15 protein-coding genes are annotated in these 14,798 nt (G+C 75.1%); 9 read left to right on the forward strand and 6 right to left on the reverse strand.

Annotated elements, in window-relative coordinates:
* The 4 genes from EV188_RS05625 (at position 1) to EV188_RS05640 (ending at position 4,602) form a co-directional block, all read left to right on the forward strand.
* Positions 1 to 588 carry a class I SAM-dependent methyltransferase gene (locus EV188_RS05625; protein WP_133825173.1) on the forward strand — a complete coding sequence of 196 codons (588 nt, stop codon included), beginning with the start codon at positions 1 to 3 and terminating at the stop codon, positions 586 to 588.
* Positions 589 to 671: 83 nt separating this feature from the next.
* A complete protein-coding gene (dxs, locus tag EV188_RS05630) occupies positions 672 to 2,660 on the forward strand; it encodes a 1-deoxy-D-xylulose-5-phosphate synthase (RefSeq protein WP_133825174.1) in 1,989 nt (662 codons plus the stop codon).
* 51 nt (positions 2,661 to 2,711) lie between these two features.
* Positions 2,712 to 3,383 (forward strand): response regulator transcription factor, encoded by a 672-nt coding sequence (locus EV188_RS05635; RefSeq protein WP_133825175.1) that lies wholly within the window; start codon positions 2,712 to 2,714, stop codon positions 3,381 to 3,383.
* 124 nt (positions 3,384 to 3,507) lie between these two features.
* Entirely contained in the window at positions 3,508 to 4,602 is a 1,095-nt protein-coding gene (locus EV188_RS05640; RefSeq protein ID WP_133825428.1) for a sensor histidine kinase, read from the forward strand.
* Here the strand turns inward: EV188_RS05640 and EV188_RS05645 are convergent.
* The 3 genes from EV188_RS05645 to EV188_RS05655 form a co-directional block, all read right to left on the reverse strand.
* Positions 4,584 to 5,873, reverse strand: a complete 1,290-nt coding sequence (locus tag EV188_RS05645; RefSeq protein ID WP_424922909.1) for an HRDC domain-containing protein — start codon at positions 5,871 to 5,873, stop codon at positions 4,584 to 4,586. The genes EV188_RS05640 and EV188_RS05645 overlap by 19 nt on opposite strands.
* 194 nt (positions 5,874 to 6,067) lie before the next feature.
* Entirely contained in the window at positions 6,068 to 6,763 is a 696-nt protein-coding gene (locus EV188_RS05650; RefSeq protein ID WP_116706142.1) for a response regulator, read from the reverse strand.
* Positions 6,764 to 7,230: 467 nt separating this feature from the next.
* Positions 7,231 to 7,836, reverse strand: coding sequence for a DUF3000 domain-containing protein (locus EV188_RS05655; RefSeq protein WP_133825177.1), 606 nt, complete (start codon positions 7,834 to 7,836; stop codon positions 7,231 to 7,233).
* Between the two features lie 95 nt (positions 7,837 to 7,931).
* Between EV188_RS05655 and hemE the strand changes: the two genes are divergently transcribed.
* From hemE to EV188_RS05680, 5 genes are all read left to right on the forward strand, one after another.
* Positions 7,932 to 9,017: a uroporphyrinogen decarboxylase gene (gene hemE / locus EV188_RS05660; RefSeq protein ID WP_133825178.1), complete on the forward strand. Its 1,086-nt coding sequence runs from the start codon at positions 7,932 to 7,934 to the stop codon at positions 9,015 to 9,017.
* Positions 9,014 to 10,462, forward strand: a complete 1,449-nt coding sequence (gene hemG / locus EV188_RS05665; protein ID WP_133825179.1) for a protoporphyrinogen oxidase — start codon at positions 9,014 to 9,016, stop codon at positions 10,460 to 10,462. The genes hemE and hemG overlap by 4 nt, the downstream gene beginning before the upstream one ends.
* A gap of 19 nt (positions 10,463 to 10,481) precedes the next feature.
* Positions 10,482 to 11,834, forward strand: a complete 1,353-nt coding sequence (locus EV188_RS05670; protein ID WP_133825180.1) for a DUF2252 domain-containing protein — start codon at positions 10,482 to 10,484, stop codon at positions 11,832 to 11,834.
* Positions 11,835 to 11,864: 30 nt separating this feature from the next.
* Complete coding sequence (gene hemQ / locus EV188_RS05675; RefSeq protein WP_133825181.1) at positions 11,865 to 12,557, forward strand: hydrogen peroxide-dependent heme synthase; 693 nt, start codon at positions 11,865 to 11,867, stop codon at positions 12,555 to 12,557.
* 94 nt (positions 12,558 to 12,651) lie between these two features.
* The gene (locus tag EV188_RS05680) at positions 12,652 to 12,966 is read left to right on the forward strand and encodes a hypothetical protein (protein ID WP_133825182.1); all 315 of its coding nucleotides are present in this window, start codon (positions 12,652 to 12,654) and stop codon (positions 12,964 to 12,966) included.
* 3 nt (positions 12,967 to 12,969) lie between these two features.
* Here the strand turns inward: EV188_RS05680 and EV188_RS05685 are convergent, their stop codons facing one another.
* The 3 genes from EV188_RS05685 to msrB form a co-directional block, all read right to left on the reverse strand.
* Complete coding sequence (locus tag EV188_RS05685) at positions 12,970 to 13,392, reverse strand: PH domain-containing protein (protein WP_133825183.1); 423 nt, start codon at positions 13,390 to 13,392, stop codon at positions 12,970 to 12,972.
* A gap of 167 nt (positions 13,393 to 13,559) precedes the next feature.
* Positions 13,560 to 14,303, reverse strand: coding sequence for a class I SAM-dependent methyltransferase (locus EV188_RS05690; RefSeq protein WP_133825184.1), 744 nt, complete (start codon positions 14,301 to 14,303; stop codon positions 13,560 to 13,562).
* A gap of 67 nt (positions 14,304 to 14,370) precedes the next feature.
* Entirely contained in the window at positions 14,371 to 14,796 is a 426-nt protein-coding gene (gene msrB, locus EV188_RS05695) for a peptide-methionine (R)-S-oxide reductase MsrB (RefSeq protein ID WP_133825185.1), read from the reverse strand.
* Positions 14,797 to 14,798: the final 2 nt, after the last annotated feature.

Genomic DNA, 14,798 nt, shown 5'->3' on the forward strand with positions numbered 1-14,798 from the left:
GTGACCGAGATCCAGGCGTTCGCCCGCGAGTTCCTGCGCGACCCCCTCAACGTCGCCGCCCTGTTCCCCAGCTTCGCCCCGCTGTGCCGGCAGGCCGCCGCTCCGTTGCCCGAGACCGGCGACCCGGTGGTCCTCGACCTCGGCGCCGGCACCGGCCAGGTCACCGACGTCATCCAGGAGAAGCTCGCCGGGCGGGGCCGGCACATCGCCGTCGAGTTCAACCCGCGCATGGCCGCGGTCCTCGCCGAGCGCCACCCCAAGGTCGAGGTGATCTGCGACGACGCCCACGCGGTGGTCGACCGGCTCCTCGCCGAGGGCGTGCGCACCGACCTCGCGGTGTCCGGGCTGCCGTGGCTCGCCACCGCGCCGCGCCGGGGCCGCTCGATCTTCGAGCCCCTCGCGCGGCTGTCCGCGCCCGGCGGCGCCGTGACGCAGCTCGCCCACGCCTGGATCCGGTTCTTCCCGGACGCGCGGAAGGTGCAGCGCAACCTCGAGGCGAACTTCGAGGAGGTCGTGGTCACGCGCACCGTGCTCGCGAACATCCCGCCGGCGGTGGTCTACGTCGCCCGGCGGCCGCGGGTGAGGTGACGCGCGCGGCCTGCGGCTCCTGCCCGCGTCCGTAGACTGGCGTGCCGAAGTGTCGTGACCGATTTCGCCAGCCGAGGTGACCCGTGACGTTGCTGGACCGTGTCCGCACCCCCGCGGATCTGCGGGGTCTCGACGCGGACGAGGTCGTGGCCCTCGCCGCGGAGATCCGTGCGTTCCTGGTGGACAAGGTGTGCCGCACGGGCGGGCACCTGGGGCCGAACCTGGGCGTGGTCGAGCTGACGCTCGCGCTGCACCGGGTGTACGACTCCCCGCGCGACGCCCTGATCTTCGACACGGGCCACCAGAGCTACGTGCACAAGATCCTCACCGGGCGCTCCGGCGACTTCGACGGGCTGCGCCAGGGCGGCGGCCTCTCGGGCTACCCCAGCCGCTCGGAGAGCGAGCACGACCTCGTCGAGAACTCCCACGCCTCGACGGCCCTGTCCTGGGCCGACGGGCTCGCGAAGGCCGACGCGCTGACCGGCCGCGACCGCGCGGTCGTCGCGATCGTCGGCGACGGCGCTCTCACCGGCGGGATGTGCTGGGAGGCGCTCAACAACATCGCGGCCGCGCCCGACCGGCCCGTGGTCATCGTCGTCAACGACAACGGGCGCTCCTACTCGCCGACGATCGGCGGGCTGTCGCGCAAGCTGACCTCGCTGCGCCTGCTGCCGCGCTACGAGCAGGTGCTCGAGCACGGCAAGCGTGCGGTCCAGCGCATGCCGGTCCTCGGTTCGACGCTGTACTCGGCGCTGCACGCGGCCAAGGCCGGGATGAAGGACGCCCTGAGCCCGCAGCCGCTGTTCGCCGACCTCGGGCTGAAGTACCTCGGCCCCGTCGACGGCCACGACATCGAGGCGATGGAGCACGCGCTGCGGGTCGCCCGCGACTTCGGCGGGCCGGTGGTCGTGCACGCCGTCACCGCCAAGGGCCGCGGGTTCGCGCCCGCCGAGGCCGACGAGGCCGACCTCATGCACTCGCCGGGCCCGCTCGACCCGGAGACCGGGCAGCCGGTCGGGCCCAAGCCGCGGGACTGGACCACCGTGTTCACCGAGTCGATGCTCGAGCTGGGCCGCGAGCGCTCCGACATCGTCGCGATCACCGCGGCGATGGGCGGGCCGACCGGGCTCGCGAAGTTCGGCGAGGCCTACCCCGAGCGCCTGTTCGACGTCGGCATCGCCGAGCAGCACGCGATGACCTCGGCGGCCGGGCTCGCCGCCGGCGGGATGCACCCCGTCGTCGCGATCTACTCGACGTTCCTCAACCGCGCGTTCGACCAGCTGCTCATGGACGTCGCGCTGCACCGCGCGCCGGTGACGATCGCGCTCGACCGCGCCGGGGTCACCGGGAGCGACGGCGCCAGCCACAACGGCATGTGGGACCTGTCGATCCTCGGGATCGTGCCGGGCCTGCGGGTGGCGGCCCCGCGCGACGCCGTGACCCTGCGCGACGAGCTGCGCGAGGCCGTCGGCATCGACGACGGCCCCACCGCGCTGCGCTGGTCCAAGGGCGCCGTGCCCGCCTCGGTGCCCGCGATCCGCAGCCTCGGCCCCGCGAGCGGGCCCGGGCGCGTCGACGTCCTCGCCGAGCCGCAGCGTCCCTCGCGCGCGGCGCCGCGTCCCACCGCGGTCGACCGGCTGCCCGACGCCGTGCTGCCCGAGGTCCCGGACGTGCTGCTCGTGTGCGTCGGCGGCTTCGGCGAGCTCGGGGTGCAGGCCGCCGAGCGGCTCACCGCGCAGGGGATCGGCGTCACCGTCGTCGACCCGCGCTGGGTGCAGCCCGTCCCCGAGGCGCTGGCGACCCTCGCCGGCGAGCACCGTCTCGTGGTCACCGTCGAGGACGGCGGCCGCCACGGCGGCGTCGGCTCGGCGCTCGCCGAGGTGCTCTCGGCCGCCGGCGTCGACGTCCCCGTGCGGCGCCTCGGCCTCGACCAGCAGTTCCTCGCGCACGCCTCGCGCGGCCAGGTGCTCGCGGCGGCCGGGCTCACCGACGCCGACGTCGCCCGCCGCATCACCGAGTGGGTCTCGGGCCGCGAGGCGCTGACCGTGCCCGACGCGGATCTCGCACGCTGACCTGGGGTTCTTCTCAGCCACCGCTCAGGTGAGCTGTGGCACCGTGGAGACGTGCGAGTACTGATCGTGGAGGACGAGCAGGCCCTGGCCGACGCGCTGGCGCGCGGCCTGCGTCGCGAGGGGATGGCCGTCGACGTCGCGTACGACGGCGACGAGGGCAGCGAGAAGGTCGGCGTGACGCGCTACGACGTCGTCGTGCTCGACCGCGACCTGCCGGGTCGCTCCGGCGACGACCTGTGCGCCGAGATCGTCGGCGGGGTCACCCGCGTCATCATGCTCACGGCGAGCGGCACGCTGCGCGACAAGGTCGAGGGCCTGGCCCTCGGTGCGGACGACTACCTGCCCAAGCCCTTCGACTTCCCCGAGCTCGTCGCCCGCGTGCGCGCCCTCGGCCGGCGCGCCACGCCCGCCGTGCCGCCGGTGCTGCGCTCCGCCGACGTCGTGCTCGACCCCGCGAAGCGCACCGTCACCCGCCGCGACACCACGCTCGAGCTCACCCGCAAGGAGTTCGGCGTGCTCGAGGTGCTCATGGCCGCGGGCGGCGCGGTGGTCAGCTCCGAGGAGCTGCTCGAGCGCGTGTGGGACGAGAACGCCGACCCGTTCACCACCACCGTGCGCGTCACCGTCATGACGCTGCGCAAGAAGCTGGGCGAGCCGGGGATCATCGACACGGTCGTGGGCTCGGGCTACCGGGTCCCGGCGGGGACGCCCGCCGCGGTCTGATCCCGCCCTCCGCGGCTCTCCACGGCCCTTCACGGGGTGCTGCGGCGCGCCCCGTAGCGTCACCGCGGTGCACACCGGATCGGCAGCGACGCGCCGCGGCCCGGGGCTGCGCGTCCGGCTGACGATGCTCGCCACCGGGCTCGTCGCCCTGGTCGCGGTGCTGCTCGTGTGGCTCGGCTGGGTCCTGGTCGGCGAGGTCGCGGCCGGGGTGCCGCAGCTGCCGCCGGACACCCCGGTGATCGTCGACGGGGTGCGCGTGCCCGCCGGGCAGCTCGCCGACGCGCTGACGAAGTCGGCCCGCGTCGAGGTGCTGCGGCTGGGCTCGGTGGCGTTCGCCATGGTCGTCGTGGCCGCCGCGATCGTGTCCTGGGTGCTCGTGCGGCGTGTCCTGCGCCCGCTGCACGACGTCACGGCGACCGCGCGGCGCCTCTCTGCCGAGTCGCTCGACGCGCGCATCGGCGTCACCGGCCCCCGCGACGAGGTCGCCGAGCTGGCCGCCACGTTCGACGCCATGCTCGACCGGCTGCAGGCGGCCTTCGACGCGCAGCGCCGCTTCGTCGCCAACGCCAGCCACGAGCTGCGCACCCCGCTCGCGGTCCTGCGCACCGAGGTCGACGTGACGCTCGCCGACCCGGACGCCGACGTCACCGAGCTCCGGCGCATGGGCGAGGTCCTGCGCGACGCCACCCGCCGCGCCGAGGACCTCGTCGCCGGCCTGCTGCTGCTCGCCCGCACCGAGGCCGCCGAGTCGGTCGCCGCCGACCCGGTCGACCTCGCCGAGACCGTGCCCGGCGCCCTGGACGCCGTCCGCGCCGAGGCCCGCGACCGCGGGCTGAGCGTGCGCACCGACCTCGCCAGCGCGGGCGTCGCCGGCGACGCCGCCCTGCTCGGGCGGGTGGCCGGCAACCTGCTCGAGAACGCGGTGCGCCACAACGTCGAGGGCGGCTGGCTCGCGGTGCGCACCGGCGTCGAGAACGGGCACGCGGTGCTCGCGGTGTCGTCGTCGGGGCCCGTGGTCGCGCCCGCGATGGTCGCCGAGCTCTTCGAGCCGTTTCGCCGCGGGGCCGGGCGCACCGGCAGCGGCACCGGGCTGGGCCTGTCGATCGTGCGCGCCGTCGCCCACGCGCACGGGGGCCGCGCGGTGGCCGAGCCCGTGGAGGGCGGCGGCCTGGCGGTCAGCGTGGTGCTGCCGAGCCGGTCTCAGCCCGCCGAGCCCTGAGCGTCCTTCTCCTCGGGCCGGGCCAGGAGCGCCTCGGCGAGCAGCGGCGCGGTGAGCTCCGCCTGCCAGGGCCGGGCACCGAGCCCGGTCAGGGTGGCCGCGGTGGTCTCCGCGTCCGGGGTCTCCGGTGGGGGCGCCCAGCACAGGCGGCGCACGACGTCCGGCGTCACGAGGTTCTCCACCGGCGTGCCGGTGCGCTCCGAGAGCCCGGCGAGCGCGGCCCGGGCCGCCGCGAGGCGCGCGGCGGCGGCCGGGTCCTTGTCGCCCCACCGGTGCGCGGGCGGCGGGCCGTCGGGCGCCGGGGCGCTCGCCGGCCACCGCGGGCGCGGCAGGGCGCGGGCCCGCTCGATCGCCGACCACCAGCGGTCGGCGAGGCGGCGCTGGGCGCGGCCCCGGAACACGGGCATGGCGATGAGCTCGTCGCGGCGGGCGGGCTCGCGCAGCGCGGCGTCGACGATCGCGGCGTCCGGCAGGAGCCGCCCGGGCGCGACGTCGCGGGCGGCGGCGAGCTCGTCGCGCGACTCCCACAGCTCGCGCACCACCGCGAGGGCGGCGGGGCGGCGGACCTTGTGCACGCCCGAGGTCCGGCGCCACGGCTCGGCGCGCGGCGGCGGGGGAGGAGCGAGGCGCACGGCCTCGAACTCCTGCTCGGCCCAGGCGGTCTTGCCCTGGCGGTCGAGGTCGGCGGCCACCCGGTCGCGGAGCTCCACGAGGAGCTCGACGTCGAGGGCGGCGTAGGTCAGCCAGTCGGCGGGCAGGGGGCGGCGGGACCAGTCGGCGGCGCCGTGGCCCTTCTGCAGCCGCACGCCCAGCAGGTGCTCGGTGAGCGGGCCGAGCCCGACGCGCGGGTAGCCGACGAGGCGCCCGGCGAGCTCGGTGTCGAACAGGGAGTCCGGGCGCATGCCGACCTCGGCGAGGCACGCCAGGTCCTGGGACGCGGCGTGCAGCACCCACTCGACGCCGCGCAGGGCCTCGCCGAGCTCACCGAGGTCGCCGCCGCAGGCGATCGGGTCGACGAGGAAGGTGCCGGCGCCCTCGCGGCGCAGCTGCACCAGATAGGCGCGGGCGGAGTAGCGGTACCCCGACGCCCGCTCGGCGTCGACCGCGACCGGCCCGTGACCCGAGCCCAGCGCAGCGGCGGCGTCCGAGAGCGCCGTCCGGTCCGTGACGAGTGGCGGCACTCCGTCGGCCGGTTCGAGCAGGTCGACGACGTCCGGATCCGCCTGCGGGTCGGGCGGGCCGCTCGGCGCCGGATCCGTGTCTGCCGTCACGAAGGAGACAGTCTGCCGGTCGTCGCCCGCGTCCGCGGGAGATCCGGCCGAACGCACGGGCGTGTCGCTCGTGCCCGTGCTGGTGTCCGGGGTCGGGTCACGGACCCCGCCGGCGTCACCGGCGGGGTCCGTGGACCGCATGACCGAGGCCGACCGCCCCGCAGCGGCGGTGGTCGACCTGCGTGCCCTCCCGCTCAGCGGATGACGCCGGCCCGCATGGCCAGCGCGACCATCTGCGCACGGTCGCCCGTGCCGAGCTTGCGCCCGATCCGGGACAGGTGGCTCTTGACGGTCAGCGCCGAGAGGCTCAGCGCGTCGCCGATCTCCTTGTTGGAGCGCCCGTCCGCGACCAGCTGCAGCACCTCGACCTCGCGAGCCGAGAGCTCTCGCGGGGTGTTGTCCGTCGCCGGCACGCGGGTGCCCGCCGCGAGCAGGGGAGCGACGGACGGGTCGGCGTACAGGCCGCCCTCGAGGACACGGCGCACGCCGTCGGTGACCACACCGGGCGACGCCGACTTGAGCAGGTAGGCCTGGGCGCCCGCCTGGAACGCCGCACGGACCGCCGACGGGTCGTCGGAGGCCGCCAGCACCACGACCCGGTTCCAGCCCTGGGCGCGGAGCTCCGCGATCAGGTCCAGGCCGCTGCCGTCCGGCAGCCCGAGGTCGAGGATCGCGAGATCGCACGGCCCGGAGGCCAGGGCTCGCGTGCGGGCCTCGGAGATCGAGGCCGCCTCGTGGACGGTGCCCGCGCCCATCGAGGAGAGCCGCTGCGCAATGGCCTCACGCAACAGCGGGTGGTCGTCGACCACCAGCACGGTGAACATCTCTTCCCGCGGATGCGGGACCATGGCCGGCGGCAGCAGTCCGCTCGCGACGCCGCGAAGGGCCATGCCTGGGCCCACGGTTGCCACGTCGAGTACCTCCTAGAAGTCGGTCTTGCCCCCCGACATTCCGCACCCTGAGCCTCGTCCCAACGACCGCGCCGCCGATCGGACGAAGAAGTGCGTGCGAGAGAAGATATCCCCCCGGGCGAGTTAACGAGAGCATCAGGGCCAACTTCGCTCGGTGGAGTTTCGCGCGTTACGCGGTCGCGGTCACCCTTTGGAGTGGACAGACTCCACGAAATCGTCTCGCAGTAACACTCGGTGTAACTGCGACTACGGAGAGTGCCGAGTAGCGCCGACCGTCCCAGGGCGGCTGCAACCAACGACCCAACGGCGACGCGTGCAGGTCGCAGCGGCACCGGGCTGATCGGACGTCACCCTGTGCATCCCTGTGAATGCACACGATGACCTGGGGATGCCCGGCAGAACGCCCCGAAAATTGCGACAGCGATACCGGTGGTACCGGGAGAATGTCAGCCGGAACGCCCGGCGCGACGGGCACCGAGCGTCGTCACGCCCTCCGGCGGAAGTCCCGCCGCGATGGCGAGGACGCCGGCGAACGCGTCGCCGTGCGTCGTCAGGACCTCCTCGGTCGGCGTCCACGACGCGCGCAGCTCGAGGTCGGTCGCGTGGGTGGGGCCGCTGATGTCGCCGAAGCGCACCGAGGCGGTCTGGGTGACCGTGCCGCCCAGCGCCGTCCACGCCGCGCCGGAGTCCTCCAGCGCACCCGTGAGCCACGACCACGCGACCTCGGGGAGCATCGGGTCGCCCGCGTGCTCCGGGTCGAGCTCGGCGCGCACGAACGACACCACGCGCAGCGTGCCGTCCCAGGCGTCCTGGCCCTCGGGGTCGTGCAGGAGCACGAGGCGCCCGGTGACCACGACCTCGGCGTCGTCGACCTCGCCGGTGCCCGGCGGCAGCGGGGTGGCCAGCACCTCGGCGCTCCAGGCCGCCGAGTAGGGCGCCAGGCGCTGCGGCGGGCGCATCGTGCGGAGCTCGATCTCCGCGCGGGTCTGCAGCTCGGCGAGGGAGTCCACCGCGCGCCGGAACGTCTCGGGGTGGGTGGTGGGCGCCGTCACCTCGATGACAGTAGGCCGAACGGGTTCGGACGTGTACCTCCCACGCCGGGCGCGACACGGTCGGACCTGCAGCCCCGTGGGAGGATGGACCCATCATGAGCAGGGCAGGGGTCGTGGACATCGATCAGCACCGCCGCGACCTCCCGGGGTCGCCCTTCCTCGCCGCGGCGCGGGGCGAACGGCCGTCGCGGCACCCCGTGTGGTTCATGCGCCAGGCCGGGCGCTCGCTGCCCGAGTACCGCGAGGTCCGGAAGGGCACCGGGATGCTCGAGGCCTGCCTGACCCCGGAGCTCGCCTGCGAGATCACGCTGCAGCCGGTGCGCCGCTACGGCGTCGACGCCGCGATCCTCTTCTCCGACATCGTCGTGCCGCTCAAGGCCGCCGGCGTCGGGGTGGACATCGTCGCCGGCACCGGGCCCGTGGTGGACGAGCCGGTGCGCTCGGCCGCCGACGTCGCCGCGCTGCCGGTGCTCGACGCCGAGGGCGTCGCCCCCGTGGCCGACGCCGTCCGCCTGCTCGTGCGCGAGCTCGGCGAGACCCCGCTCATCGGCTTCGCCGGCGCCCCGTTCACGCTCGCCTCCTACCTCGTCGAGGGCGGCCCGAGCCGCAACCACGAGCGCACCAAGGCGCTGATGCACGCCGAGCCCGACACCTGGCACGCGCTGTGCTCCGCGCTGGCCGACACCACGCTGACCTTCCTGCGCGCGCAGGTCGAGGCCGGTGTCGACGCCGTCCAGCTCTTCGACTCCTGGGCCGGCGCGCTCTCCGAGCGCGACTACCGCGAGCTCGTCATGCCCCACTCGGCGCGGGTGCTCGGCGGCCTCGCCGACGCCGGCGTGCCGCGCATCCACTTCGGGGTCGGCACCGGGGAGCTGCTCGGCGCGATGGGCGAGGCCGGGGCCGACGTCGTCGGCGTCGACTGGCGGCTGCCGCTCGACGTCGCCGCCCGCCGGGTCCCGCCGGGCACGGCCCTGCAGGGCAACCTCGACCCGGCACTGCTCTTCGCCGGCCCGGACGTCGTCGCCGGCGAGGTGCGGCGCATCCTCGCCGAGGGCGCCGCCGCGCCGGGCCACGTCTTCAACCTCGGCCACGGCGTCCTGCCGGAGACCGACCCCGACGCGCTCGCGCGGGTGGTCGACCTCGTGCACGCGACGGAGCTCCCGGCGCTCCCGGCACCGTGACCCGCGTCCTCGTCGTCGGCGGCGGGGTGTCCGGGCTCGCCGCGGCCCACCGTCTGCGCACGCTGCTCGGCCCCGACGCCGAGCTCGTCGTCGTGGAGGCCGCCCGCACGCTCGGCGGCAAGCTCTCCGCCCTCGAGATCGGCGGGCGCCGGGTCGACGTCGGCGCCGAGGCCTTCCTCGCCCGCCGGCCGGAGGCGGCCGAGCGCATCGCGGAGCTCGGCCTCGGCGACCAGCTCGTGCACCCCGGCCGCGCCGCCTCGTCCCTGCAGGTCGGGGGGCGCCGTACCGCCCTGCCGCCGCGCACGATGATGGGGGTGCCCGGCGACCCCGACGTCGCCGCCGACGCGCTCTCGCCCGCCGGGCTCGCGGCGCTGCGCGAGGACCGGCCCGGCCCCTGGGAGCCCGGCGGGGACGTCGCGGTGGGCGCGCTGGTGCGCGAGCGCCTCGGCGACGAGGTCGCCGACCGGCTCGTCGACCCCCTGCTCGGCGGCGTCTACGCCGGGCACGCCGACGGCCTGGGTCTGCGGGCCACCGTGCCCGCGCTGGCCGCGGCGCTCGACGCCGACCCGCGCTCGCTGCTCGCCGCCGCCCGGTCCTGCCTGCCCGCCCCACCGGTGGAGGGCGCGCCGCCGCTGCCGGTGTTCGGCACGCTGCGCGGCAGCCTCGCCGACCTGCCCGCCACCCTGGCGCTCGCGGCCCGCGCCGAGCTGCGCCTCGGGCGCACGGTCACGGCGCTGTCCCGCACGCCGACGGGCTGGCGCGCCGAGCTCGGCGAGAACGAACCGATCGATGCCGACGCCGTCGTGCTCGCCGTCCCCGCGCCGGCGCTGCGCCGCCTGCTCGCCGACCACGCCCCCGACGCCGCCCGCGCCGCCGGCGAGGTCGAGCTCGCGTCCACCGCGCTCGTCGTGCTCGCCCTGCCCGCCGCCGCGGCGGCACCGCTCGCCGGGCGCTCGGGCGTGCTCGTCGGCGCGGGGGAGCGGCGTCCCGACGGCCTGCCCTGGACGATCAAGGCGGCCACCTTCAGCTCCGAGAAGTGGCCGCACCTCGCTGTGTCCGACCCCGCCCGCCCCGACCCCGACGACACCGCGGTGCTGCGGCTCTCGATCGGCCGCCACGGCGACGCCGCCTCGCTCGCCGCGCTGCGCCGCGACGACGACGACCTGGTCAGCGCCGCGCGCAGCGACCTCGCCGCGCTCACCGGGATCGAGGAGGTCCCCGTCGAGAGCGCGGTCGTGCGCTGGCCCGGCGGGCTGCCGCAGTACGGCGTCGGGCACGTCGAGCGCGTCGCCGCCCTCGAGGCGGGGGTGGCCGCCCTGCCCGGGCTCGCGGTCGCCGGGGCCACGCTGCACGGGGTCGGCGTGCCGGCCTGCCTGGCCACCGCCGACGCCGCGGCCCGGCGCGTCGCCGACCACCTCGCGAGGTCGGCGCAGCCCCGGGCGTGACGCCCGGCACACTGCTCCCATGACCGACCTCGCCGGGGATCTCGGCGCCCACGACGACGAGCAGCGCACCCGGCTCATCGTCGACACGCTCGCCGACGCGTTCGCCGAGCTCATGACCGAGGCGCCCGCGGCGTTCCGGAACAAGTTCCGCAAGATGGCCGCCGAGCCGTTCGCGTTCTACCGGGGCAGCGCGGCGCTCTACTACGCCGACGTCGCCCGCCTCGACGACCCGTGGGTCGACGAGCGGACGCGGCGCGTGTGGATCCAGGGCGACCTGCACGCCGAGAACTTCGGCACCTACCTCGACGGCAACGGCGTGCTCGTCTTCGACGTCAACGACTTCGACGAGGCGTACGTCGGCCCGTGGACCTGGGACCTGCGCCGGCTGGTCGCGAGCGTCGCCCTGCTCGGCTGGTCCAAGGCGTTCTCCGACGCCGACATCGACGCCCTGAACGCCGCCTACCTGCGCGGGTACCTCGGCGCCGTGCGCTCGTTCTCCGGCGGCTCGGGGGAGCGGGAGTTCGCGCTGACCCGGCGGAACACCGAGGGCCCGATCCACCAGGCGCTGCAGCGCTCGCGCGAGAGCAGCCGGCGCGGGCTGCTCGACAGGCTCACCGAGATCGAGGGCGAGGACCGGGTCTTCCGCGCCGGGCCCGGGGTGCGCCGGCTCGACGACGAGGAGCGCGCCGAGGTCGTCGCCGCCTACGAGGCCTACCTCGACACGATCCCGCCGGCCAAGCGCTGGCCCGACCCGGCCTACGGCGTGCACGACGTCGTCGGGCGCAGCGGCTTCGGCATCGGCAGCGCGGGCCTGCCGGCCTACAACGTGCTCATCGAGGGCCCGAACGAGGCGCTCGACAACGACATCGTGCTGTCGATGAAGCAGGCGGTGCGCGCCGCGCCGAGCCGGGTGGTCGACGACCCCGAGGTGGCGGCGGGGTTCCGCCACCACGGCCACCGGACGGCCCTGTCGCGCCGGGCGCTGCAGGCGCACGCCGACAGGCTGCTCGGCTGGACCGAGCTGCGCGGCGTCGGCTACGTCGTCAGCGAGCTCTCGCCCTACGAGAACGACCTCGACTGGGACGACCTCACCGAGCCCCGCGAGCTGCGCGACGTCCTGCACCACCTCGGGCGGGCCACCGCGCGGGCGCACTGCGTCTCCGACGCCGACGCCGAGCAGGGGCTGGTCACCACACAGGTCGAGGACGCGATCCTCGCCGCCGTCGGCGACCGGGAGGACGCGTTCGTCGACGACCTCGTCGCGTTCGGGCGGGCCTACGCGGGCGTGGTGCGCGACGACCACCGCCGCTTCGTCGAGGCGTTCCGCGCCGACCGTGTGCCGGGCGTCTCGAGCACGGAGGAGTCGCTGTAGCCCCGGGAACGCAGTGGCACGATGGACGGCGTGGCCAGGCTGAACTACGACGAGCTGAACTCGACGATCCGCTACGCCATGTGGTCGGTGTTCCGCACCGACCCGGCGCGCCTGCCCGAGGACCGCGCGGCCCTCGGCGAGGAGGTCGCCGGCGTGCTCGAGCAGGCCGAGGGCAAGGGCGTCGCGGTCCGCGGGCTCTACGACCTCGCCGGCATGCGCGCCGACGCCGACTGGATGGTCTGGACCCACGCCCCGGACATCGAGTCGCTGCAGGCCACCTACACGTCGCTGCGGCGCACGGCGCTCGGGCGCGCGTCGACGCCGGTGTGGTCGTCGACGGCGCTGCACCGGCCCGCGGAGTTCAACAAGAGCCACCTGCCGGCGTTCGTCGCGGGGGAGGAGCCCAAGGGCTACCTCTGCCTCTACCCGTTCGTCCGCTCGCTGGACTGGTACCTGCTCCCCGACGAGGAGCGGCGCACCATGCTCGCCGACCACGGCAAGGCCGCCCGGGGCTACGCCGACGTGCGCGCCAACACCGTGCCCGCGTTCGCGCTCGGCGACTACGAGTGGATCCTCGCCTTCGAGTCCGACCAGCTCGACCGCATCGTCGACCTCATGCGCGACCTGCGGGCCACCGAGGCGCGGCGGCACGTGCGCGAGGAGATCCCCTTCTTCACGGGCCCGCGCGTCTCACCGGAGCAGCTCGTCACCTCCTTGCCGTAACCGCTGCCGTCACGCCCCACCGTCCGCCGTACCGGACGAGCCGTACATCGATCAAGTAGTCGCTTCACGCAACGCGACATGACATATTCCGTGTGTGGCGACCGTCGGCTTCCTGCACGTGGCGGCCGAGCACGTCCGCGAGGCGCGGCGCCTGCTCGCCGAGCACGCGCCCGGGGTCGTCGACGTCCACCTGGTCGATCGCAACCTGCTGACGCCCGGTCCCGACATCGCGACCCGCGTGGCCGCCCGGGTGGGCGAGCTGGTCGGGCGTGACGTCGACGCCGTGATCTGCACCTGGCCGTACCTCACCGACCTCGTCGTGCGCGTCGCCCGCGAGCGCGGCCTCGCCGCCGCGGGCGTCGAGGAGCTCATGGCCCCGGCCGGTGGGGTGCTCGCCCTCAGCCGGTGAACCTCAGTCGATGAGGTGCCAGGTGATGAGGTCGTGGATCTCCGCGGCCTGCTCCTCGCCGCGGCACGTCACCTCGTAGAAGGTCCTCCCGACCTGGATCGCGACGGTGCGGGAGAAGATCGGCTCGTCCTCCGACGAGACGTACGAGACGGTCGTGATGCGGCTGTAGGGCGCGGTGATCAGCGCCGCGCGCCCGCCGGGGAACGCCGTGTCCAGCAGGATGACGCGGCGGTTGGTGATGCCGCACAGCGCGATGCCGGCGCTCTCGCTCGAGTAGACGCCGTCGATCTGCTCCTCGGGCATGAGGCAGTCGCGGATGACGTCGTACTGGACCGTCTCGTCGAAGCGCGGCAGACGGGCCGAGAGCGGGTGGGGGCGGCGCGGGTGGTGGTCCTGTGCGTTACCGGGTCGGAGCGGGTGGCCCATCGACGGCTTCGTCCTCTCTGCACGCGGTGGCTCGGGCGCGAGGCGGTTGGCCGTCTCCCGACGGTAGTGATCCTGCCGGTCCACGCCCTCCCTCGGTGGCGTCGGACACCGGTGTCGGCGCCGAAAACCTCGCTGCGGACCCGCTGACTAGGCCGTTCGGAGCAGGATCACGGCTGCGTGCGGTACTCCAGGAGCAGGTGCTGGCCCCAGCGCGCCATCGACAGCGGCCGGACGGTCTCCGGGTGCGCGTCCACCCACTCCCAGACCGCGCGCAGCTCGGCGTCGTGGTCGAAGAGGTCGTCGAAGTAGACGAGCGTGCCGGGGCGCAGGTGCTGCTCGAGCCAGTCGAGCACCTCGCGCGTGCTCGAGTAGAGGTCGCAGTCGACGTTGACGACCAGCTCGTCGTGCGGGGGCAGCTCCCGGCCCGGCAGCGTGTCGGAGAACCACCCGGGCACGATCTCCACGCGCGGGTCGTCGATCTGCGGGACCCGCCCGGTGGCGAAGCTGCCGGCCGGGGCGTCGGCGTGCCAGTCGCCGGGCAGGCCGTCGAAGCTGTCGAACCCGATCATGCGGGCGCCGGGGGCGGCGAGGTGCTCGCTCCACCAGCGCAGGGTCCGGCCCTCGTGCACGCCGAACTCGAGGTAGAGCGGGCGCGGCGAGCGCAGGCGCTCCACGATCTCGCCGAACACGGCGAACCGGTCGCCGCGGTTGGGGACGTGCGCCTCCAGGCCGCCGATCCAGCTGCCCTGCTCGAGCGCCCCGAGAACCGTGCGCAGCCCGGTCAGCTGGCGCGGCGTGAGCTGGCGGCCCGCGGCCACGAGCAGGCGGCGGGGTTGGATCGGGGCGAGGTGGCGGGCGAGGGTCCGCATCACCAGACGGGGACCCTCGCGGGACGTCAGCGTCGCAGTCATCGGCCGGATAGCGTAACGAGCGACCGACGAACGAAACACCCCCGGGGGATGTCCCGGGCTTCGGGTCTCAGCCGGCCGGCTCCAGGTGCAGGCTCACCGAGTTCATGCAGTAGCGCTGGTCGGTGGGCGTGCCGTAGCCCTCGCCGCTGAAGACGTGGCCGAGGTGCGAGTGGCAGGTCGCGCACAGGACCTCGACGCGCGTCATGCCCATGGCGCGGTCCTCGCGCAGGATCACGTTGTCGTCGGCGGACGGCGCGTAGAACGACGGCCACCCGCAGTGCGAGGCGAACTTGGTCTCGGAACGGAAGAGCTCGGCGCCGCAGGCACGGCAGGAGTACACACCCTCGGTGAAGACCTCGTCGTACTCGCCGGTGAACGGGCGCTCGGTCCCGGCCTGGCGCAGCACCTGGTACTCCTCGGGCGTGAGCTGCTCGCGCCACTCCGCGTCGGACTTGCTGACCTTCGGGGTGCCGATCGAGGCGTCACTGCTCATGC

This window comes from Actinomycetospora succinea (genome assembly GCF_004363095.1).
GTDB lineage: Bacteria > Actinomycetota > Actinomycetes > Mycobacteriales > Pseudonocardiaceae > Actinomycetospora > Actinomycetospora succinea.

Excerpts from the sequence above, each read along its gene's own strand:
- EV188_RS05640 (WP_133825428.1), top strand. The coding sequence starts at position 3,508 with ATGCTCGCCACCGGGCTCGTCGCCCTGGTCGCGGTGCTGCTCGTGTGG.
- EV188_RS05650 (WP_116706142.1), bottom strand. The coding sequence starts at position 6,763 with ATGGCCCTTCGCGGCGTCGCGAGCGGACTGCTGCCGCCGGCCATGGTC.
- hemE (WP_133825178.1), top strand. The coding sequence starts at position 7,932 with ATGAGCAGGGCAGGGGTCGTGGACATCGATCAGCACCGCCGCGACCTC.
- EV188_RS05670 (WP_133825180.1), top strand. The coding sequence starts at position 10,482 with ATGACCGACCTCGCCGGGGATCTCGGCGCCCACGACGACGAGCAGCGC.
- EV188_RS05685 (WP_133825183.1), bottom strand. The coding sequence starts at position 13,392 with ATGGGCCACCCGCTCCGACCCGGTAACGCACAGGACCACCACCCGCGC.
- EV188_RS05690 (WP_133825184.1), bottom strand. The coding sequence starts at position 14,303 with ATGACTGCGACGCTGACGTCCCGCGAGGGTCCCCGTCTGGTGATGCGG.
- msrB (WP_133825185.1), bottom strand. The coding sequence starts at position 14,796 with ATGAGCAGTGACGCCTCGATCGGCACCCCGAAGGTCAGCAAGTCCGAC.